17 protein-coding genes and 1 pseudogene are annotated in these 22177 nt (G+C 39.3%); 9 read left to right on the top strand and 9 right to left on the bottom strand.

Translation table 11 applies throughout. The features are described 5' to 3' along the window. Positions 1-65: 65 nt before the first annotated feature. The 6 genes and pseudogenes from MSVAZ_RS10025 to MSVAZ_RS09985 form a co-directional block, all read right to left on the bottom strand. Positions 66-1598 carry a NosD domain-containing protein gene (locus MSVAZ_RS10025; RefSeq protein ID WP_052725410.1) on the bottom strand — a complete coding sequence of 511 codons (1533 nt, stop codon included), beginning with the start codon at positions 1596-1598 and terminating at the stop codon, positions 66-68. 532 nt (positions 1599-2130) lie between these two features. Further along, positions 2131-2769 carry a hypothetical protein gene (locus tag MSVAZ_RS10020; RefSeq protein WP_197078752.1) on the bottom strand — a complete coding sequence of 213 codons (639 nt, stop codon included), beginning with the start codon at positions 2767-2769 and terminating at the stop codon, positions 2131-2133. 409 nt (positions 2770-3178) lie between these two features. After that, on the bottom strand, positions 3179-4030 hold the full coding sequence (locus MSVAZ_RS10015) for a hypothetical protein (RefSeq protein ID WP_232316051.1): 852 nt from the start codon (positions 4028-4030) through the stop codon (positions 3179-3181). 784 nt (positions 4031-4814) lie between these two features. Further along, positions 4815-6191 (bottom strand): annotated as a pseudogene (locus MSVAZ_RS20305) (monomethylamine:corrinoid methyltransferase). 19 nt (positions 6192-6210) lie between these two features. Then, complete coding sequence (locus MSVAZ_RS09995; RefSeq protein WP_048120646.1) at positions 6211-6864, bottom strand: methyltransferase cognate corrinoid protein; 654 nt, start codon at positions 6862-6864, stop codon at positions 6211-6213. A 627-nt stretch (positions 6865-7491) separates the two neighbouring features. After that, a complete protein-coding gene (locus tag MSVAZ_RS09985; RefSeq protein WP_048120642.1) occupies positions 7492-8946 on the bottom strand; it encodes a phytoene desaturase family protein in 1455 nt (484 codons plus the stop codon). An 841-nt stretch (positions 8947-9787) separates the two neighbouring features. Here MSVAZ_RS09985 and MSVAZ_RS19515 point away from each other — a divergent pair. The 6 genes from MSVAZ_RS19515 to eif1A (MSVAZ_RS09950) all read left to right on the top strand — a co-directional run bounded on the left by MSVAZ_RS19515 (position 9788) and on the right by eif1A (MSVAZ_RS09950) (position 14470). Beyond that, the gene (locus tag MSVAZ_RS19515; RefSeq protein WP_082091094.1) at positions 9788-10009 is read left to right on the top strand and encodes a CxxC-x17-CxxC domain-containing protein; all 222 of its coding nucleotides are present in this window, start codon (positions 9788-9790) and stop codon (positions 10007-10009) included. A 716-nt stretch (positions 10010-10725) separates the two neighbouring features. Next, the gene (locus MSVAZ_RS09980; RefSeq protein ID WP_048120641.1) at positions 10726-10932 is read left to right on the top strand and encodes a CxxC-x17-CxxC domain-containing protein; all 207 of its coding nucleotides are present in this window, start codon (positions 10726-10728) and stop codon (positions 10930-10932) included. 303 nt (positions 10933-11235) lie between these two features. Further along, positions 11236-11379 (top strand): hypothetical protein, encoded by a 144-nt coding sequence (locus tag MSVAZ_RS09975; RefSeq protein WP_157206064.1) that lies wholly within the window; start codon positions 11236-11238, stop codon positions 11377-11379. An 81-nt stretch (positions 11380-11460) separates the two neighbouring features. Then, entirely contained in the window at positions 11461-11805 is a 345-nt protein-coding gene (gene eif1A, locus MSVAZ_RS09970) for a translation initiation factor eIF-1A (RefSeq protein WP_255678829.1), read from the top strand. Between the two features lie 856 nt (positions 11806-12661). Then, positions 12662-12865, top strand: coding sequence for a CxxC-x17-CxxC domain-containing protein (locus MSVAZ_RS19510; protein ID WP_082091092.1), 204 nt, complete (start codon positions 12662-12664; stop codon positions 12863-12865). Between the two features lie 1275 nt (positions 12866-14140). Next, positions 14141-14470, top strand: a complete 330-nt coding sequence (eif1A, locus tag MSVAZ_RS09950; RefSeq protein ID WP_156151156.1) for a translation initiation factor eIF-1A — start codon at positions 14141-14143, stop codon at positions 14468-14470. A 449-nt stretch (positions 14471-14919) separates the two neighbouring features. Here eif1A (MSVAZ_RS09950) and MSVAZ_RS09945 read toward each other — a convergent pair whose 3' ends face one another. Next, positions 14920-16554, bottom strand: coding sequence for an acetolactate synthase large subunit (locus MSVAZ_RS09945; protein ID WP_048120630.1), 1635 nt, complete (start codon positions 16552-16554; stop codon positions 14920-14922). 194 nt (positions 16555-16748) lie between these two features. Further along, positions 16749-18113 carry an NAD-dependent succinate-semialdehyde dehydrogenase gene (locus tag MSVAZ_RS09940; protein ID WP_048120628.1) on the bottom strand — a complete coding sequence of 455 codons (1365 nt, stop codon included), beginning with the start codon at positions 18111-18113 and terminating at the stop codon, positions 16749-16751. Positions 18114-18379: 266 nt separating this feature from the next. On the opposite strand from MSVAZ_RS09940, the gene MSVAZ_RS18865 reads away from it, so the two are divergent. Beyond that, positions 18380-18763 carry a hypothetical protein gene (locus MSVAZ_RS18865; protein WP_052727944.1) on the top strand — a complete coding sequence of 128 codons (384 nt, stop codon included), beginning with the start codon at positions 18380-18382 and terminating at the stop codon, positions 18761-18763. A gap of 373 nt (positions 18764-19136) precedes the next feature. Here MSVAZ_RS18865 and MSVAZ_RS09930 read toward each other — a convergent pair whose 3' ends face one another. Further along, positions 19137-19454 carry a hypothetical protein gene (locus MSVAZ_RS09930; RefSeq protein ID WP_157206063.1) on the bottom strand — a complete coding sequence of 106 codons (318 nt, stop codon included), beginning with the start codon at positions 19452-19454 and terminating at the stop codon, positions 19137-19139. A 681-nt stretch (positions 19455-20135) separates the two neighbouring features. Here MSVAZ_RS09930 and MSVAZ_RS09925 point away from each other — a divergent pair. Together MSVAZ_RS09925 and MSVAZ_RS09920 are read left to right on the top strand one after the other, a co-directional pair. Beyond that, the gene (locus tag MSVAZ_RS09925) at positions 20136-21776 is read left to right on the top strand and encodes a HEAT repeat domain-containing protein (RefSeq protein WP_048120626.1); all 1641 of its coding nucleotides are present in this window, start codon (positions 20136-20138) and stop codon (positions 21774-21776) included. Between the two features lie 33 nt (positions 21777-21809). Continuing rightward, positions 21810-21992: a hypothetical protein gene (locus MSVAZ_RS09920; RefSeq protein ID WP_048120625.1), complete on the top strand. Its 183-nt coding sequence runs from the start codon at positions 21810-21812 to the stop codon at positions 21990-21992. The last annotated feature ends 185 nt before the right edge of the window (positions 21993-22177 follow it).

Here is a 22177-nt window from a genome sequence, read left to right as displayed (position 1 = left end):
AGAGTTTCCGTTTTTTCAGAAAGTATGTTTTGAATTCAGTTGAAATTACGTACCAATGGACTCTTTCATCCCGATTTGTCTTTTTCTTTATAGGCAAGGGCGTTTCCCAGAACTTTTTCGTACACTTCTTTGTCTTTCAGTCCAACAATTCTTGCCTTTACTCTATCTGTGGTAATATTCCCATCTAGCTGCATGTAAACATATGTTCCATTTTCAATACCCATAATCATGGAAGAGTCTGGAATATAGCCGACATCAAAATAAGTTGCAAGTTGAGGATTTTTGTTTATATTTATGGACATTATTGTTGCTCTATCTCCGTACCTGGAAGCCAGCTCATCGATAATAGGTTTCATAGATTGGCAGGCTCCACACCATTCAGCTCCAAGTTTCAAAAAGACCGGGCCTCTCTCAAGGAATTTGTTTATCTGTCCAAGTTCGGTTGTTTCGATAACAACTCCTTTTTTGCGGTTACTCGCTGAGTTTTCGGGGTATTTTTTTTCAAATAGCGACAACAAAATGTTGCCATTAGCTCCCAAAGCTCTGGAGCTATTGCCTGAAGAAATCCTATTTACCATAGGCATATTTACCATAGGCATATAGTCAATTGCTCCGATGATATGGTTAATGACGTACTGATTATCAATTACACCATTTCCATCGGAATCTATCCCTGTATGATCATTCCAGAAATTACCTGCCGAGCTACTGTTCCATATATTATTTCCTTCGTCTACGGCATTCAGAAAGTTAATAAATTCATTTTCATAGAACGAATTATTTGATGAACTCCTGAGGTCCACACCAATGTCATTAAGGTAAAGATTGTTATTGGTTAAAATATTGGACCATGCTTTCTGGCCGAGAACCCCATATTCATTTTTCAAAATGAGGTTATAAGCAAGCTTATTTCCCTGAGATGTTTGAAGGAGAATGCCCACTCCGTTTGAACCTGCTGTGTTGTTAACAAGAGTATTGTTAAAGGAATTATTCAGCGAAATTCCCTGATTATTTTTCATTACCCAATTGTTTGACAGTACATTCTCCTCTGAATTATCAAGCACAACTCCCTCATTCCCGAAGCTTACAAGGTTTCCATTAAGGTAGTTGTCCTGAGAATTCTTGAGAACAATCCCCTTATCAGTTAGTATCAGCGTATTGTTCTTTAAAGAACAGTTTCTTACACCTTCAAGGTAAAGTCCAACCTCCTGAGATGTATTCTTTTCGAAAGGACCTCCTGCAATATGAAAACCGTTTATCGTCACATTATCTGAGCTGATACTGAAGACCGCATTGTCAGAAGCTGTACTTATAATATAAGTGCGGTTAGTCTGGCTGCCTGAGAGCATGGCATGGGAGAGAATTGTAAGTTTCTTGTTGACTATTATATTTTCACTGTATACACCAGGGCTAACAAGGACTGTATCCCCGTCATGTGCATTATTGATAGCTTCCTGGATCGAAGTATAATTTCCAGCTCCACTGTTATTATCTCCACTGTTATTTACAATTACAACCGCAGCCTCAGCTTGAGTAATTACTGTCCAAGGTATAAATAGGGAAATTATGAGAATAGCCTGAGTGAATTTCCTTTCCATGAACCAACGACCCCTAAAATTACTAAAATTAACCTGGCAAAAAAGAAATCTTGATTTTATAACAACTTGTAAGAGGAATAATGGGAATAAAAATCATTATGAAATATATATTCTGAAAAATATACCTTAAATGTTAAAGTTTCCCGCATTTCTCAAACCACTCAACAGTAGCTAGAATTAGAACCGTTTTCAGTACTCTACCAATGCAGCCACTTAACTCAATTATATTGGTCATCGGTTAAGGAATTTTCTTGCCAGAAAGTATCGATTTTGCATTAGAAACCAGCGCTTTCAATTTTGGCCTATTTACGTGAAATCGATACTCTGGTTCAGCTTATAACTTGATAAAATATTTAGCAAGCATTGTGTAAATGGACACAGTTTGTCACAATTTCTCACTTAACAGAAGACGCATGAACTCAATTATGTTGATTCCCAGTTTTACAGTTCCCATGAAATCTGGTGATTCCCAGGAACACAATCAGAATCAAAGCTATTCGGATAAAACGGCATTTTAAAATTTTATAAGTTTTCAATCAAGAGATTCGGCTTCGTGTATATATTCAGATCCATTGAGAGTGTCAAGGGCAAGTTTTGTCATAAGCATGTGGCTTATTAAAAATTTATCTTTAACTTCAAAAATCATTGTTCCTAGAGAATTAGCAGTTCTTATGATTAGATTCTCAAACTCGGTAAAACCCGTATAAGAAGATTCGCTCTCCAAAAGGACAGGAATATCCTGAAGAGAATCAGCTTCTCCTCCCTGTTGAACAAGCAGGCTAAAAATACCCGGAAATTCTCTAGAGAAGAGAATAGCCTCTTTTCCAGGAGGTTGAGATAAAAGGATACATGACTTTGGAGGAAGAAATCCTCCGTTTTCCGGAACCCGGATACTCTGCTGCCCGAAGGTTTCCTTTCCTATGGACCCTATAGCAAGAGCTGCTGCAAGCACCTCTCTCTCCGTCTTCTGAAGTGAGGCAGAGTTCGCAATTTCTCCAAGATATGCGACTGCAATCCTGACCGCAGACTCCATGTTTTGCCCAACCGCTGCTTTACCAATTGCGCAGAGAGAGTAAAGGATGCTTAAACCGGTATCAGTCATTTTCTGCTCTCTTGCAATTTCAGCCATCTTTCCAAGCGAAAAAAGTGATAAAAATACTCCAATTTCCATTTTTTGAAAGACAGCCGCGCTACCTATGTCCCTTATACAGATAACAGCCTTTTTTGCGTCGGGCTCAAGTTTTCTATTTATATATTCGGTTCCTCGTTCCGTAAGGAAATCTATGGACCGTAATACTCCAAGCTCATCATTTTCCTTAACTGAAGTTAGCCCGAGATCCGTTGCCCCTGTTTCGTTTGAAATAGACGTTCAGAACACCCCACTAAAAGTTTATATTGGGAAAAGGCACCTTAAGACCAGATAATCCTTCCTGCACTCTTTTCCCTGTAAAGAAGGCGGGAGTTGCGATTTAATCTCAAACTGATTAACTCAAACTGATTAACTCAAACTGATTAACTCAAACTGATTAACTCAAACTGATTAACTCAATATGAATAATCGTTAAACTGAGTGTAACAGTTCATAAACCTGTACCTGGTGATCTTTTCTTTCCCCTGGAAATTTTATTCAGCTTATCTTCCAGTCTCTCAATTTTCAATCTTTCAAAGTGCAGGAGAGCTACTTCGGCAATTATGGATGCACTCATCAGATAGCGGTCTTCGGCATTAAATTTAATTGCTTCGAGTGAATAGGCTGCCTGAAGCAAAGCCTTATCAAGACCCTGGATATCTGCAGTTTTTCCTATATCCTGGATAGAACGCACACTCATGTCTGCAGTTTCTTTCAGGTTTTTTTCAATCGCCCCTGTCCCGATCTCCTGTAGCAACAGCTCGGCGTTTAATACCGCGTCCTCAAACTTCTGGCTTGCAGCAGCCTTTCCGGTTTCCCCGAGAAGGACAACTGTGCTGCTTGCAACATCACCAAGCTTTTGCCATGTAACGCTTTTTCCAATCTCCCCAAGAGCGAAAATAACTGCAATTGTTTCCTTTTTAGCTCCTCGCGAAGCTGCAGTGTTTCCCATCTCGCCAAGGCAGGAAGACGCGATCCTTGCGGAAACCTCCATTTTTTGTCCTGCTGCGGCCTTTCCAATCTCTCCGAATGCGAGTGCTATGCTCACAAGAGCATTTTGCATATTCTGCTTGCATGCCTCTGTGGCAACTTGGGGAAAAAGCAGAAGCGTATTGACAACAATCGGTTCAAGCCTTGCAATAGCTGCCGCTTTTCCTATATTTTTGATATATTCAATCAATCTTTTTGTGTCGTTTTCCTGTCCTTCTTTTGCGTATTTCAGTGCAAGCTCGAAGAGGTAGCTAAGGACTTCTTTGATTTCGGTTTCATTTCTTTCATTAACCAGAGTAAGTCCCAGTTCCAAAGCTTCGTTTTCATCGAGCGGTAGAATAATCCTTCATGCCCCCAGGTTCTCTCTCAAGTAAGTATGGATATGTGAGAATATGAGCTTTGTCATGGAAAAAGCACTGTTGAGAAATGTTTCGTCACTTGAAGGTCGGAATAAACTGGAAATTGTTATTATGAAATAGCACTCATCGAAAAATATAAATATCACTTATAGGTAATAAGAATCCGGTTGCTTGCGGGTAGATCTTAAAGCCTCATTTCACACACCACGACCAAAACGATTATTATGAAGGATAAGTTTCATTCCCTTCTTCTTGTCCGTCTCTAACCGTTTTCTCGCAAGCAGCTATTCTATTTTTTTACAAATCTGATATTCAGAGTGCGGTACCTATTGCAGGAAACTCATTTGTACAACTTTGTTTGAGTCAATTAATGCCTTCCTCTTATCAAAATCAACCAGTTTGGATTATGTACCTGCGCCTGAAAGAATAGATGCACTCAAAAAGGATGTTACTTCCACAGAAAAACGAACATGACATTCTTTGAATAACATGCACAACCAATGAAACTGCTTGCAGATGGTACCTTTTCATGCTAAATATATACCGACAGTGAAGAGGAGTATAGAAAAAAAGCACTCAATAAGGATTCAGAAAGTATTCAAAGTATTCAGAAAGTACCTCAAAAGTATGGAAGTCTGGACTAAAAGTCCAGACACAGTTGAAGAATTAAGCAACTTCTCAACTGAATTCTATTTTGAAAGCAGTTTTCATTTTTAATAAACTATGTTTATTTTTATTTTAAAATACAAGTCCCAGGTCTTCGAGCTTCTTCCTTGCTCCGTCGTAGACCTGCATGTACTCGTCAGTTGGTGTTACGGTCTTTACGTCGTAACATTCCTGGAAGGTCTTTCCTGCTGGTGCGCTTGCATAATTCTTCTCATAGAGGGCTACAAGCTTGTCAAGGATTACATTTACTTCGGAGATTTCTACGCCTGCCGTTGCCCTTGCTACTTCTCCCATCATCCTGGCTTCCATACCTGTGGTCTTATCGGTAACGACACCCTTTGCTGAGGCTACTCCTGAGAGAATTTCTCTGCCTGAAGCCGTGTCGGTAATGGATTGGGCTGAAGCCTCGAGCAGACACATCTCAGTACATGGGCCTGCGCATGGGTAGTACTGGTTACCTGACAGTATATCCGTAAATTCAGAAATTGTTGCACATGCCCAGCCTGCAATCATCAGTGTCTCTCTGGTGTTGGTTGAACCCCAGCGGATGTGGACAGGCCCATCCAGATGCCAGCTTGCGTTGCTCATGACAACTGAGTTGATGTGGGTTGCAATGTTGACTATAGTTGTTTCTTCAATGCCGCCAGCGTACCCGCCAAAGATCGGCATCTGCTCGTCCATAATGATGTCGCTGTTTGCAGTGTAGTGAGCAATAACTGAAATTGCATCGAGATCGATCTTGAGTTCACAGAGTTGCGAGACCTCGTGGCTGTCCGTACAGGTCATTCCGCCGGCACAGTCAGCGGAAATGTTTCCCTGAGCGGACAGGGAGGTCTCTGGGCCCTAAACAGCCATCCCAGGCCTACCGGCCATGGCGCAAGCATTCTTAATCAGCCTTGTTTCAGTTTTTGCGGCAAGGACCTCGTATGGACTTTTTGGAATAGGCGCTTTTCCACGCACTGTAGTCATTACACCGTTAACGATGGTGTCTACTTCCTTTTCCAGAGCATAGCTCATGTGAACAGGCATAAACACGTCTTCCGATATTGGAGAGCCGGTAGGTCCACCCTGTACAATTGGCTTTCTCTTATCCCCAACACTTCTCTTCCTGACATTTACTGCTTCCCTGCCTGTACCGAGCACGAATTCCTTCTGGACATTGTTGATCGCATCCCAGATTTCGTCTTCAGTGTACTTTACGATCCTGTGGGTATCGGTACAGTAAATTCCGCACTCAAGGAGCATCTCAAAGCCGGCCTTGAAGAGTTTTTCCATCATATCCTTGTCTGTTGGGATAAACTCTCCCTTGAAGTCAAGCCCGTACTTCTGCTTGAGTTCCATTGCTTTCATAGGGATCTTCATGAGGTCCCAGTCGTCCAGAGTACACTTTTCTCCTACTTTTGCCCTGTCGTAGAAATCATAGCAATCAAAGGACTTTCTAAATGTCATTTTCTTTTGCCTCCCAGGATTATTTCATTACCTCAAGTGCAACTTTTGCAGCTTCAGCAGCGTTTTCTGCAGTTGCATCCGCTCCAATCTCGGTAATCCATTTATCAGACACAGGGGCTCCTCCGAACATGCACTTTACATCGTCCCTCAGGTTTTCTTCTCTGAGCCTGTCCATAAGGTCTTTCTGGCCAAGCATGGAGGTGGTCATAAGGGCAGAGCCTACCAAGAGGACTTTTTTTCCCTTGTGCTTTGCAGCCTCTTCTACAACGGTTTCATTAAGCACATCAACTCCAAGGTCAAAGATTTGGAACCCATTTGCTCCGAGCATTGTGGTAACAAGCCTGTGACCAATGTCGTGAATATCCCCTTCTGCAACAAAGGTGATGGCAAGTCCTGCTTCTTCTCCCTCTTTCTTGTTCTTTTCAAGTTCAGGGGTAAGGACTTCCATTGCATTGCTCATTGCTTTTCCGGACATCATAATTTGAGGCAAAAAAATCTCGGCGGCTTCGAACTTGTCACCGACAATTTTCATTCCAACGGAAAGGCCCTTTGTAATAATGTCAAGTGCCGGAATTCCTGAAGCCAGAGCTTCCTTGCATAGCTCTGGAGTACCTGCGACGTTTTGATTTACGATTGCGTCGCGTAACTTATCAAAGATTTCAGTATTTGTCATCCCATTATCACTTCTTTTTGTTTTTCACGTTTGGCCGGTCAGGAATTAGTTTTCCACTTGCCGGATAACGGAATCTCATTACCTCTTATCTATATATATATCTTTTGCCTCAACGTAGATGGTATATATATTTTGTGTTAGATGATATGCGGGCAACAATAAATACTATAAATATATTTTGATTGATTTTTTTGAAAAAAAGCAAGAGAATCTCACTATAATAATAAAAAAAGTTGAAGCAGAAATGAAAAATTTCTATATAAAAGAAAAAAACTATTTAAAAATGAAAAACTTTCGATTAAATTCACAGTCATCTGAAAAAAGAGAAAATTATACCTGTTGGCCCAAATATAAGGCATAATATTTCTTTTAAAGTTTAATATTCCTTTAAAATTTGAAATATCACTAACTTTTTCCATGACTTACGTAGTTGAACTGAAAATCAACAGCAACCGACTACCAACTGTCTAAACCACGACTTTAATCCACAGTCTTTTTCGTAATTGATTCTGTTGCTCAAGTGCGTAAGTCCTATTCCAATTTATAAAAATTATGATAAAACATTGATCTGTCCTTAAGTATTAGTCAGAATATTATTTTTTCCTGCTCTAACATAAAACAGATACTTTAATGAAGATTCCCATCTTCATTAAGAATCTTTAGGAGCTCAATAATCGAATATGAAGCCCGGGTAATTCCCATGCTGCGTTTGTCAGTATCAGTGCCCGCTACATAGAGGTTGCGAACAGGGGTTCGAATATCTGCAAATTTCCCGTCAATCGTAACTGCGGCTTTTTCCGGGACCATTATCTGTTCATGCTGCATATCGATATATTTCTCAATGTTTGGGTGAGCCCGGAAAATCGTCTCGTAGGCTTTTTCTGTCTCCTGTTCTTCGTTTTTATTTTCATCAATCACGAAGGAAAATCCAATAAGCTGCTTGTCCTTTGGGGCAAGCGAAGGGTCATAGTTACTGATAGGAGTTGCCCAGTAGGCAAAATCCTTGAACCAGATCTCTGAGCCCGTGTAATTAAAATCGGGAAAATCTTTTTCCAGTCCAAGCCAGATGGTCAGGCTTTTACTATGGACGATACCTCTGAGATTTTCCATATATTCTTCAGGGAGATCTTTTATGAGTCTGGGAAGCTCGGTTGCAAAACCTGTGTAGATAACAAGGTCAGAGTTATATATTTCATCGGCTTCTACGCCTGAAACTTTTCCATCCTGTACAAGGATGGATTTAACTTCACATTCATTTTTGATTTCAACAGTTTCCGGCAGAGAGTAAAGAATGGCGTTAAGCAGGGCTTTTAAGCCTTTTCTGGGATAGCCCTGAGAATAATTTACATTATTTGTTGCAAGCCTTTCAAGAGAGGTAAAAGGCTGGGTGACCCTTGTCATCCTGGCTTGAAGAGAAGCGTGGAGGTGATATGGAAGGATTGAGGCAAGGATAGACTCTGTAGATTGGGATTTTTTCTGTTCCAGTCTTCCGATCATTGCATCAAATTGTTCCTGGGTGATGCTGTCTCTGACAAAACTGCTTCCAGACAGAACACGCTGGGCAGAAGTTTCCTTCATTGACCTGCCAGAGAGAAAAGCTGATATGGTATCCACAAAGTCGTAAGTTTCCTTTGAAAGACTTTTCGGCAGGAAATCATATACTGACTGGTTGGACAGATCTATTCCGAATGATGAAAGGGTAAAGGCTTTTGTAAGGGTCTGGGAAAGCAATACCCTGTCTTTTCTTGGAAGCACATCAAAAGTCACGAAATCTTTCAGGTTGGAAGGAATTTTGACAAAAGCATTTTCAGTTCGAACATAGTAATGTCCATAGTCTTCAAACACAGGTAAAAAATCGAAATAGTTGTCCATCAACCTCTTCAGAGGGCCTTCAATAAGATGGGTAATTGCATGTGCTCCTGTATCTACCTGATAGCCATCTACCATGTAGCTGTTGCAGTTCCCGCCCAAATGTCGTCTTTTTTCAAGAACAAGGACTTTTTTTCCATGCTTTGAAAGCGTAAGCGCTGCAAGAAGTCCACTTATGCCCGCCCCAACAACAATTACATCGTATCTTTTCATACCCTAAACTACCTCAATTTTTTCCAGTGAATTAAGTTATAGTCAAATGCAGTATGCACCTTATTTCTCTCAACTCACAATAGAATTCTATATTAGTGGAAGGATTGAACAAAATATGTTAAAACTATAAAAATTATTTTACTTCCGGAATGTATTGAAATTATATTATATAATTTATGATTTATGTTTTTACATTTGAGTTCTGGCTTACATTTGAGTTCTGGCTTACATTTGTAGAGTATCATAGAGAGAAAAATAGTATTTATAGTTAACAGTTGATGTGGTGAAAATCACCAAAAACGTAGATTATCTTCTTAACATACTACTTGCTATGGCTAAAACGTAGATTGCAACTCGTATAAAGTTTTTTACATCTCGACCCCCTAACGTAAAAATAAAACAGAATTTTTTTAAGATAATATTTATTTTCCCATCGTTTCCAATTTTTTGTGTGGATATCCTCATAATATTCTCTTAAAAACCAATTCGGTCTTGAATTGAAAATCATCTTATCCACAGGAAATGACGAAGAGCCATATTTAAAATGAGAAATAATTTTGGGATAAAACAGTATCGAATTAGACTAGAGATTTTAAAAGCTAAAAACAGTATCGAATTAGATTAGATATTTTAAAAGCTAACTTGAGATTCTAAAGATTAAACTACTGTCTTCGCAGATATGTTTATATACGATAAGAGCTTGGGAAATATTGGCAGTAAAAATAAAGAGTCATATAATCTGTTATTAAAAACTTCATTTTTGTTTTTAATAAAAGAATGTATAGATCTTATTTTTATAGCAACCTAGACTATATCCGCTATGAGCGGAGGTGAAACGAAAATGAGTTTTAATGACAGAGGGAACTCTTTCAGGGGAAGAGATAGCAACCGGGGAAATAGGGACAACAATCGCGGAGGTTACAGAGGGGGCAACAGCGGTCCCAGAGAAATGTATCCCGCCGTTTGTTCTGACTGTGGTGTAGAGACACAGGTTCCATTCAAGCCAACTGAAGGAAGACCGGTTTACTGCAGAGACTGCCTACCAAATCACAGAAAGTTCTAAATCCAGAAATTCCAGAATTTTCTTATTTTAATTTTATCACTGGAAACCTTTCTGTAACAGAGGTTTCCAGACTCCTTTTATTCTTCAAACTTCTTTTATTCTTATATATAATTCTCATACAGAATCTTTTCTCTTTGAGCTCGCACTCCGACCCCTCTCAAAAAACACAACTTAATTTATTTAGTTATATAGTATATTACTAATTTTACTCTTTATTCCCTATTAATGAGTTAATGTTCATTACATATCGTTAGATCTGCCGAAATTATTATTGAATTATATTATATTACTAATTTTACTCTTTATTCCCTATTAATGAGTTAATGTTCATTACATATCGTTAGATCTGCCGAAATTATTATTGAATTCTCAAAATTTAAACTGGATTTTTTTGAACATTGTGGGATTCAAGCCAAAATCATTGATTTTGTTGAGCATGTGCTCACAACTGACTCAAAAAAGTTTAGTTAGTTGTTGCAAAATCACCTTATTTTTTGGAGGGGGGGCAGAATGTGATTTTGAGGAGTCCGCTTCTATTTTTTTCAGTTATTTTTGGATTAATCTTATATAACATGGAAGTGGTTATGTATTATAGTAAAAATAATGAGACATATAATCTGTTATTAAAAACTCCATTTTTGTTTTTAAATAATAAGTTATATCCGATCATGTTTTTATCGAGCATATGAATCCGTTGCAAATGGAGGTGAACGAAAATGGGTTTTAATGACAGAGGAAGTTCCTACCGTGGTGGCAACCGAAACAGCGGCCGCGGAGGTTTCAGAGGCGGCAACAGCGGCCCCAGAGAAATGCACAAGGTTATCTGTTCTGACTGCGGGGTTGAAACTGAGGTTCCATTCAAACCGACCGAAGGCCGGCCAGTTTATTGCAGGGATTGCCTTCCTAACCACAGGAAGTTTTAAAATAAAGCTTCTTAAGTAAAACTCAAGGTAAAGTGTTGATTTTGAAAAATCTCAACACATATTCCATTTTTAAGCTATATTTTTACCTTATAGCTGGTGAAGGATATCGGAACCCTGAATTTAATGACTCTTTACAATTTGTTTGTTGAGTGGGGCCTGAGTACTATTACAGGCGTTTTTATAATTTGTATGTGAAATAAAAGTGCTATGATGTAAAAGTGCTATGAAGTGTTTGAAGCAAACTCTCAGTATAAACGAAAAATAACACTAAGAACAATTAAAGGGTCTTTAAGAATCTTTGAAATGAGAACGCTTCCTGAGATTCAGGTTTTTTCCGGGATTTCAGATCTTAAAGGGTTCTTTAATCCCTATCCATTTATGAACCTTAACATCAAAGTACATGATGCATCCGTAGATACAGAAGCTTTGAAAAATCTGACATCATAAATATGACATAATAAAAGCAGAGTAATAAAAAGCAGATCGTAATAAATTTGACATAACAAACTAATAATAAGAGGAATTAACCTGGCGAACTATAGAAGCAATATAAGAAAAAGAAAAGCAGGAACTGGAAGTTCAGTGCCCGCTACTCAGGAAGTAACAAGAGTACGCACACCGCGTAGGGAAAATCACGAAGTTCTGGCAACAGTATCAAGTTTACTTGGTTCAAAAAGAGTTACGCTGCAATGTATGGACGGTATAGTCCGAATGGGCCGGATTCCCGGGTCCAAAAACAAGAAAATGTGGATACATGAGGGGGACGTAGTAATCGTCGCTCCGTGGGACATTCAGGATTCTAAAGCCGATGTGATCTGGAAGTACACAAGGCCCCAGGTCGAGTGGCTCGAGAGAAAAGGGTACCTCAAATAAGTACCGAAATAGTACCGTAAAACTTGATAAAACCAGCTTACTCTGATTATACTCCAGTTTTAACAGTTTGCGGTTAACTTCTTCCCACTTACATATTCCCTCTTCAAGCTCTTGCCTTTAATCTCTTCACCTTACCTTTATTCTTTTTAACTCAACTTCAACTTTTATAACTTGTTTATAATTCACTCCACAGCCTTTAATTTATTTAGCTGACTCACTCACTTACTCAGTTTCACTAACTTAGTTTTTAACTCCAGGGCGGGAAGTTCCCCGTACTCAACAATTTTCTGCGAGAGCCAACAAGTGATAGATGAAATGAAAGCCGGAAGCTTAATAGCATCTCAAGTATTATCACGCTTGTATATTTTACATTTTGATATTCCTTCACCTGCAAAATGTGGAGTAGGCCCTGTAGACTCGTCGCCAATAGGCGGGAGAATGGAACGAGAAGAACACTAAGAGAAGAATACTAAGTATTCTTTTTGGGCTTTGCGTCCTGTAAGTTTCTCCCTCAAAACTCTGAGAAATTCAAGGAGTTTAGGAATGAGTAGTTCATCCTCTTAGTTTTTCTCATCTGGATAGTGGAATTCAACTTGCAACTGTGTCTCTGTCCGTAAGAAACTATATGGTCAGAGTTTTTTAATAAGCAGAAGCAACTCTAAAGCAGCAAAAATTTCGGCGTGATTTTGATTTTTATGAGTAAAACTTATATAATTTGACCGTATACTAAGAACATTAAAAATAAAGAGATGTATAATCTGTTATTAAAAACTAGTTTCTGTTTTTAATCAAAGAGTAATATACAACCTTATTTTTAAACTATGGACTATCCGCTGTAAGCGGAGGTGAAAAGAAAATGGCTTTTAATGACAGAGGAAATTCCTTCAGGGGAAGAGACAGCAACCGTGGAGGTTTCGGAGGTCCCAGGGAAATGTACACCGCGATCTGTTCTGACTGCGGCGCTGAAACTCAGGTTCCTTTCAAGCCTGACCCTGACAGACCAGTCTACTGCAGAGAGTGTCTTCCTAAACATAGGAAACCCAGAGAGAACAGATATTAATTCTAGGTTCACTCAAAATATTCTATTTTACAAATTATGTCCGTTTAGTTTGAGCAGCAAAACGGACTCTCTTCTTTTATATATTGTATTGAATAATATTTTTATTTGAACGATAATAATATTCTTCTAATTGATTTATGTATTTTAGATTCTTTTGGACTCTGTTCCAAAATCCAGTGATTTTTGCATTTTTGATAAAAAACCTGAATTAGCAAGAAGAATCCAGTTTTTATCAAAATCGACATTCGCTATCTAAAGACTTGAATAACTAAGTTTTATTACACGGATGATAACCATTTACAAAATCTAGTGATTTTGAATTTTACTTTTATCACTATATGTTGGTACTGAGTCTTCTTTTGTAATTATTTAAATTAAGCCAACAAGTTCCCACGTATATTGATGTTTATTTCAAGTATATTGATGTTTATTTCAAGTATATTGATGTTTATTTCAAGTATATTGATGCTTATTTCTTGAAAAAGATCTTTATTTCTTTTAATTTACTTTGAATTTTTGGACTTTTCTGGCCATTTGTTCACAGGAAAATTTATATAAGTAAATAACTACGTAGAAGCGGTTGAAAATAAAGAGATATATAATCTGTTATTAATAGCTCCATTTTTGTTTTATCGATGATATCCGATCATGTTTTTATCGAATATATGTATCCGCTATAAACGGAGGTGAAACAATAATGGGTTTTTATGACAGAGGAAAATGGGTTTTTATGAGAGGAAATTCTTACCTTGTCGGCAACCGAAAAATTCACCGAGAAGGTTTCAGAGGCGGTAACGGCAACCCGAGCGAAATTCACAAGTTTATCTGTTCTGGCTACTTGAATACAGGGTTGAGACCGAAGTTCCATTCAAACAGACCATAGGAAGGTCGGTTTATTGACAAATAAGAACTTTGTAATCACTGAAGGTCTCAAATATACTAATATCTGCGCATCTATATCAAAGCTGAGCCAGTTTAAGATATAGTCCGAATTGATACTCAATTCACTTTCACTGACTATTCTCTTTGTTTTTACCTTTTATTTGGGAGATTTCTTGGAAAATAAAAACAGAACAAAAAATAACAATTTAATCAGAGAATCTAACCAAGTATCCCTAAAAATGTTAAGATCTCTATGGTATAAATCTATAAAGATATCCGGAAAGACGGAAAAACAAGCCGAACTGAGACTAAAATCAGAGAAAGCTTATTTTAAATTAAAGCAGTTGAAACAAAACCAGTATTGGAGGAATTAATTTGGCTAATTATAGAAGCATTATCCGACAGAAAAACTCAGGATCAAAAAAATCGGTTGCAGGAGATACTCATGAAGTAACAAGAGTACGCACTCCTCGAAAGGACAGAAACGAAGTTCTGGCAACAGTATTAAGTTTACTCGGTTCTAAAAGAGTCACACTACAGTGTATGGACGGTGTGGTCCGAATGGGACGAATTCCCGGGTCCAAAAACAAGAGAATGTGGATTCGCGAAGGCGATATAGTCATAGCGAACCCATGGGAAATTCAGGACTCCAAAGCCGATGTTACCTGGAAATATACAAGGCCTCAGATTGAATGGCTTGAAAGAAAAGGATACCTTAACTGAGGATGCCTGAAACACTTTATTCACTTATAGTAACTTTAATCTGCGATTCAACTAACCTGTGGCAACCTCTTGCTTTGGAAGTCAGGTTTAAAATCAGGACATGAAACCACAAGCTTAAGAACCGCTTAAATTTTACTATTAAATGTCTGAAATTCAAATTGATTGGTCCCGAGGCGGTATAACTAAAATTTTTTAGTTAATAATCCCATAGTCAACTTATAATCAATCAACCTGTAAATAATGTGGGAAAAACTTCTCCCGTTCATTTTCCTGGCGTTACTGCCATGAACTTAGTTATTAATCAATAACTTTTAACCCAATTTAAGCGCTTTTAATTCATTTTAACGCTTTATTTGTTTTAACGCTTTTTTCCTTATTTATCAAGCCAGAACAAGTATTTGTCGGAATTTCAGTCTCCCGTAGGGAATGTCCCTTTAATCGGTTTCCAATCAGAACTTACATGTAAGCTTTCCCAATTCTATCGAGAAAGTTTCATAGTTTACGGAATAGTCAATCGGGCACTCAATAACTGCCACCTTATTCAAGGCAAAAGCTTTCTCCAGAACTTCTGCAAGGTCGTCGTCTTCCTTAATCCTGACACCCATAGCCCCGAAGCTCCTGGCAAAGAGAGAAAAATCAGGATTTCCATAATCCAGCCCGAAATCCTCAAAATGCATTTTTTTCTGCTTCCACTTAATAAAGCCGAAACCATTGTCATTGAGGATAAGGACAACAACAGGAATTCCATAGCGGATTGCGGTCTCAAGTTCCTGGCAGTTCATCATAAAACCTCCGTCCCCACAGATTGCAAGCACACGGCGCTCCGGATGAAGAAGCTTAGCAGTAATCCCTGAAGGGAGACCTGCACCCATGGTTGCAAGAGCATTATCAAGGAGCACAGTATTGGGAGCATAGGTCTTGTAAAGGCGAGCGAACCAGAGTTTATAAATTCCATTGTCCAGTGTAATTATATCTTCTCTCCCCAGCGCCTTTCTGACACTCTTAACTACAGCCTGTGGAACAGGAGGGTAGCTTTTCCTGGCAACAGCATTTATTTTTTCTTCAATGAAATTCCTGGTGTGTTCAAAGATAGGAAACTCCCTTTTCTCCGGAATACTTGCAGCAAGTTCCCGGATTGAAGAAGCAATATTCCCTATGACTTCTACTGTGGGGTTAAAGTACCTATCAGGCACGGATTCCACAAAATCAATATTTATGATCTGTTTGTCCAGTGTACCGTTCCACAGGTAAGGAGGATATTCGACTATATCATAACCAATAGTGATAATAAGGTCAGCCCCGTCAATTCCGCAGTTAACATAGTCCCTTGCATGAATTCCTGTGGCAAAGAGACTGTAGCTGCAATCATCAGGAACGACTCCTTTCCCCATCTGGGTATGCACCAGGTAGATGCCTGTTTGCTCGACAAAATTTTCGAGCTCCCCAGTGATAGCTTTTCGGTTTGCTCCTGATGAAACTATTATCAGGGGATTTTTAGCCTCACAGATCATAGTCGCAGCTCTTTTTACAGCCTCAGGATCGGGGTAAGGAATTTTAATTTCACTTCGCTTCTGCACCGTGGCCTCAGTTTCTTCTTCAGCTACGTCTTCCGGAAGCTCAATATGTATAGCTCCCGGCCTGTCAGCTTCGGCATGTTTGAAGGCATTACGGATCACTGTAGGGATCATTCCCGGATCGGTAATGGATACAGCCTTTTTGCAGAGAGGCTCCATCATTCTGACAGTGTTTACAAGCTGGAAACGGGCCTGCCAGTTGTCAGTCAGAGACTTCTGTCCGGATATAGAAATAAGAGGTGCTCCTATAAGCTGTGCTTGGGCAACGCCTGTAACAAGATTTGTGGCTCCGGGTCCAAGTGTTGAAAAGCAGACTCCTGGCTTTCCGGTCAACCTCCCATATGTTGCAGCCATAAAAGCCGCAGCCTGTTCGTGTCTTGTTATGATCAGTTTGATTCTGGAAGTCCTCAGGGACTCAAGCAGGTCAAGGTTTTCTTCACCTGGCAGTCCGAAAATATACTCAACGCCTTCTTCTTCAAGCTGGGCAACAAAAAGATCCGAAGCTTTCATGAAAAAACTCCAATATAGCTATATGGCTTTTATTTAAGCCGAATTTTCCTTAAATAAGGTTTGTTTATAAGCCTTGGTTAAGTTATTTGTTAACCTTAATTGAGTTTACTATTTAGGATTAAACAAATTCTCATAATTAATTCTGGACAAGGTTTATTCAATAAAAACTTCAATCAATTCTCAGTCCTTTAGACTCACTTGTTGACCACAACCGTCTTTATGTTCACAAATTCCTTGAGCCCATAATGAGAAAGCTCTCGCCCGATTCCTGATTTTTTAACTCCTCCAAAAGGCAACCTCGGGTCGGATTTAACCATTCCATTAATGGCAACTAATCCGAATTTTATTCTTTTTGCCAGCCTCTGAGCCCTTTCAAGGTCTCGGGACCATATTTCAGCCCCAAGCCCGAATTCTGTGGCGTTTGCGACTTTGACGGCTTCATCTTCGTTTTTTACTGTGATTACCGGGGCAATGGGCCCGAAAACCTCTACATTACAAACCTTCATATCGGTACTGGCTGCAGGAATGAGGGTTGGCCTGAAGAAAAAACCTTTACTATGATCCTCTCCGTAAACGTGAGGTTCTGCACCTTTCTTTTTTGCGTCTTTAAGGACTCTTTCAAGACTATCAAGAAATTCTTTCTTTGCAAGAGGACCAATATCGGTTTCCTCATCCATAGGGTCCCCGATTTTCAGTTCCTGCATTTCAAGCTCAAATGCCTCAATAAAGTCCACAGCAATCGTTTCCAGGACAATAAATCGCTTGGCAGCAATATGGCTCTGTCCGGTATTTAGAAAACTGGACTTTGCAGCAACCTGCGTAGCTCTTTCGAGATCAGCGTCTTCGAGTACTATGAAAGGGTCCGAACTTCCCAGCTCAAGTACGAGAGGCTTTACCAGGCTTCCTGCAAGTTCACCTATCTCCGAGCCTCCGTCTATGTTGCCAGTAAGTGAAATCCCATCTACCAGTTCTTCTTCAATAATTTCCATTGCAGTTTTTGAGTCAATTAACAGGGTATTGAAAACATTTTCAGGAAATCCTGCCTCAAGAAAGATTTTTTCAATTTCAAGGGCCGAAGCAGGCACATTTGAAGCATGTTTGATTATGCACACATTTCCTGCACACATTGAAGGTACTGCAAACCTGAAAACATGCTCGAACGGGAAACTCCAGGGTATTATGCCGAAAATTACTCCCAGAGGCTCAAAGGTTACGTAGCTTTTCTCAGCTCCGATATCCACAACTTCATCTTTCAGGAATTCGGCCGCGTTTTCTGCATAATAATCGCAGATCCAGGCGCATTTTTCAATCTCGTCCCTTGACTGCCTGATAGGTTTTCCCATTTCTTTCGTGATAATTTCGGCATAAATTTCGGCATTCTGCCTGAGGACCTTCCCAACCCTTGAAAAGTATTTTGTTCTTTCCTCAACAGACAACGAACTCCACCCGGAAAACGCAGTCCTGGAATTTTCAATCATGGACTCGCATTCTTCAAAAGAAAAAGAATCGTATGTCCAGTTTACTTCTTCAGTGTAAGGATTAATGGATTTTATTCTCATGACTTCCCCCCAAAAAGTCATTAAAAAATCATTTAACAATATTGGAATTCCCAGTATTATAACTTAAGGAAATTGAATGGAATATAAAGAATCCGGATCTTACTACATTCAAAAAACACAATAAAGTGGAAATATCCTGGCATATAGCCATTTTTAATCTCATGTGATGAATTATGTTCAGAATCTAGTAGGAATTGTTATAAAATCCAGATATCAATTATAAAGTATCAATTAATAACGTATATAATTATATATGGGGGAAAATAATGAAAAATGCATTGATTATTCTGATAGTCTTGTTCGGTGTATTCCTGGCTATAGGATGCGCTGGTGAGGAAGGTGGGGCTCCAAATGAAACAGGAACTCCAGAACAGGCCGTAACCGAGGCTGAAGCAGTAACCGGAGCTGAAGCTGTAACTCCGGTTCAGGAAGCTGTAACCGCAACTGAGGCTGTAGAAGAAACTCCTGTTACAGAAGTAACTCCGGCTGAAGCAGTTACTGAAGCAGAAAATGTAACTGAAACAGAAAACGTAACTAAGCGTATAAGTAGTACCCAAAGAAAGAAGGAACGTATTCTGGAGAACATTCAAGCTGGAAATAATACCAGTGGAGGTAGAGTAATCAAGGTAACTCCCAGTAAAGGTTCCTAAATCGTTTGAGGATAGCTTAGACCTCTACCTCTTATCCATATTTTATTGTGTAGTTTGCCTTTACACGCGAACTCTTAAACTTATAAGGACGTAGCTGTGAATTTTCTTTTGGCAACTAACTCAATAAGTATTCAAAGTTAAACTTTATAACAACAATAGAATAATAACAAAAAAGTAAGATAAAACAAAAAAATAAGATAACAACAGGGTTGTGTCCCTTAGTTATTGAACAGGAACTCTAAACATTAGTAATTCCTTTAAACTCCATATATGATCTGTTATGCGATCTGTTATTCCTTCTGCAATTGCTGGAGTTCTTTGTAACCATTTTCTATTTCAGAGTCTATTCTTAATTTTAGAGAGTCGTGAGGTTTTATAAAGTTATCCATGCTTGGAATAAATCAAATGTTTTCGTATGCTTCTTCATTATTTTACTGAAATTCACCTTTTTTCTTACAAATCTTACAAGAGATGTCCTGATAGTAAGCTTTATCCTTTCTACATATGAAGTACCAATGTAATCATCCGAATTAGCTCCAAGCATTTCAGATATTTTTTTAGGATCTCCAAAAATAATACGTTGAATATTTTCAACTACATAATTTTTTATCTTTTTCTTTACTACGTTTTCCTTCGTGGTGGAAAAGGAGAAATCTTCTGTTACTATGTCCAGTAGCTCTCGCAAGTCCACGAATTCCTCCTTTCTCGGGAATCAGATATATTGTTTTTAGAATTTCTTTTTCAGGAGTGTTAAGTTGGAAAAATACTGTATCTCTCGTTTCACTAAAACATTTTTTACAAGTTTTACATTTAAGAAGCGCATGGTTGTTTTTACCATATTTTTCCTTTTACCATATCTTTCTTTAAGGACTATATTTCCTTGATTATTAATTCCATAATCAGGACAATCTTTGTTCCAGCAAAAAAATTGTGAAAAATCGATTTCAGAAGTGATTCTAATTCCCCCAATAATGGATTTACAAATATTCAAAAAACGAAATAATTTTAGGAGAAAACACAGGCAATCGAATATACATATTATTTATAAAAACAATCTAAAAGTTCATATATCATAGAATGTAATATATTAAAAAATGTAGAATGTTAAGGGAGATTAAGAGCTGAGTTTAATGGTATAAAGAAGAGGGTCATTTGCAATATTTCAGTCTCGCTTAAATAGACGTTGCCATCTATGTAAAAATTAGATACGCATAAGGCTCTGGAAAAACAGGAATTGAAAGTGCCAATTTTAGAATTAAAAGACTGAAAGACATCCTATTTATTTTCAGTATAACGGGCTGCATACTTTAAAATATTTTTTATATTTTAGAGGTTCCTGATAAGCTTTACACCAATGGGGGATAGAAGGAAAATGGACGACGATATCAAAAATCTTATTAAGAAATTGGAACGCTCGGTCTTTGCAGGAAACCGGGCAACTGCTGCCGAAAAACTTGGTGATCTAGGGGATCCTTGTGCTTTAACCGCGCTGATTGGAGCGCTGGATGACTCAAATCCGAAAGTAAGAGCTGCTGCTGCAGAAGCCCTGGGAAAACTCAACATGCCGGAAGCTATCCCTGGTCTTATAAATGCTCTTAATGATTCTGATAGTCCGGTTAAAAAGACTGCAATTGCTTCTCTTGAAAAAATTAGCACACCTGAAGCTATCTCAGGCATTGTGAAAGGGTTCGAGGACAGGGACAGGTTTGTCCAGAAGGAAGCGGTGAAATCCTTGATGAGGATAGGCTCAAGAGATGCAATTTACGCCCTTGAGAAATCCCTATCTTATCCGGATTATTCGCTGAGAAGGATTTCAATAATAGCCCTTGGAAAAATCGACACTTATGAAGCTGCTCTCTGCCTGGTAAAGGCAATTGAAAACTCGGATAACAAAACAAGGCAGCAAGCTGCCGAAACCCTGGGAAAAAGGGGTAAGTCGGATGTGCTTGATGAGCTAATGGAAATCCTCAGGGACCCAAGACAACCTGTGCAGGAAACTGCATCCGAAACGCTTTGCAAAATTGTAAGTGTGTCAACTTCAGTGCCTGTGCTGGTCAAGGCTCTCGGAGCTTCGAGCAGGGATATAAGAAAAGTTTCAATTGAAACTCTTTGGAAAATCAGAACGCCTGAAGCAGTTGCAGGGCTTTTGAGAGCCCTGGATGACCCTGACTGGTATCTGAGGAGCCGCGCTGCAGATGCCCTGGGAGATATAGGTTCTCCGGAAGCGGTTCGGGGACTGGTTAAAGCTTTTGATATATATGAAAACTCCGTCAGGAAGGCGATTACCTGTGCTCTTGGAAAAAGCGGAGCCCCTGAAGCCATAGAAGGACTGGTTAAAGCTCTTAATGACCCTGATAATTCGGTAAGGGAATCAGCAGTTCTGGGCCTTGGAAGATCAGGCACTAATGAAGCCATTTCAGGCCTTTTAAGAGCTCTGGATGACACTAAGGCAGCAGTGAGAGAAGCTGCGGCTTCTGCGCTTGGGGATCTCAAAGCGCAGCAAGCTGTTCCTAAATTGGTGGAAATCCTTGAAAAACCTGATAGCCCAATGCAAAAAGCCGCTATCTGCTCACTTGAGAAAATCGGAACCCCAGAGGCAGTTGCAGGGCTTATCAGAGCTACTGAAAGTACAGATGCCTGCGTGCGAAGGGCTGCATTGAAAGCTCTTGAAAAAATTAATAAAACAAATTCCTCACCTGCACCCACTCCTGATGAGACCGAAAATCCTGGAACAAAGCCTGTTATTAGGAGCCGCTTGACAGATGATGATTCTGAAGTTCGGACTGAAACTTCAACTCTCTCAGGTGATATCTGCAATATGAATTCTCTTAAAGAGCTTGAACTTTCAATTTCTGTTGAAGAAACAAAGGAGTCCAGAGCCCACCAAAACGCAATTAACGAGAAGAAAAATGGAATCGGGTTGACCTGCCCATATTGCTCCAGAAGCCTGAATCTCACCACTGCTCCCAACTTCTGTCCTTTCTGCGGGATGAAGTTGAAGCTGAAATATTAAAACCCACCGCTTTTCCCGGAAAAGGCTGTCTACATGGTAACAAGCCTTTTTAAAACAACCCTTTTCAAAAAAGGCTTGCCCGCAACCCTTTTCAAAAAAGGCTTGCCCGCAACCCTTTTCAAAAAAGGCTTGACCGAAAACCCCAAGAACCGTTTGAGTCTGATAACCTTATCCCCAAACCCTATCGGCGTGATAAACCGGCGCAACGGTTTGTGATAAACCGGCGCAACGGTTTGTGATAAACCGGCGCAACGGTTTGTGATAAACCGGCGCAACGGTTGCGGGTCAACGGTTGCGGGTCAAACAGGCTGATCTTGAGACAAAGGTGCTGAAGTTCTATCAGGAGGGTGAATTTCTCAGAGTTACGTTCAGGGGGGATATTTCTCTTTTCGGCAGGTTAT

It is taken from the genome of Methanosarcina vacuolata Z-761 (assembly GCF_000969905.1).
GTDB lineage: Archaea > Halobacteriota > Methanosarcinia > Methanosarcinales > Methanosarcinaceae > Methanosarcina > Methanosarcina vacuolata.
The sequence above is the reverse complement of the archived record's forward strand: the minus strand, read 5'-3'. Positions and strand labels throughout refer to the sequence as shown.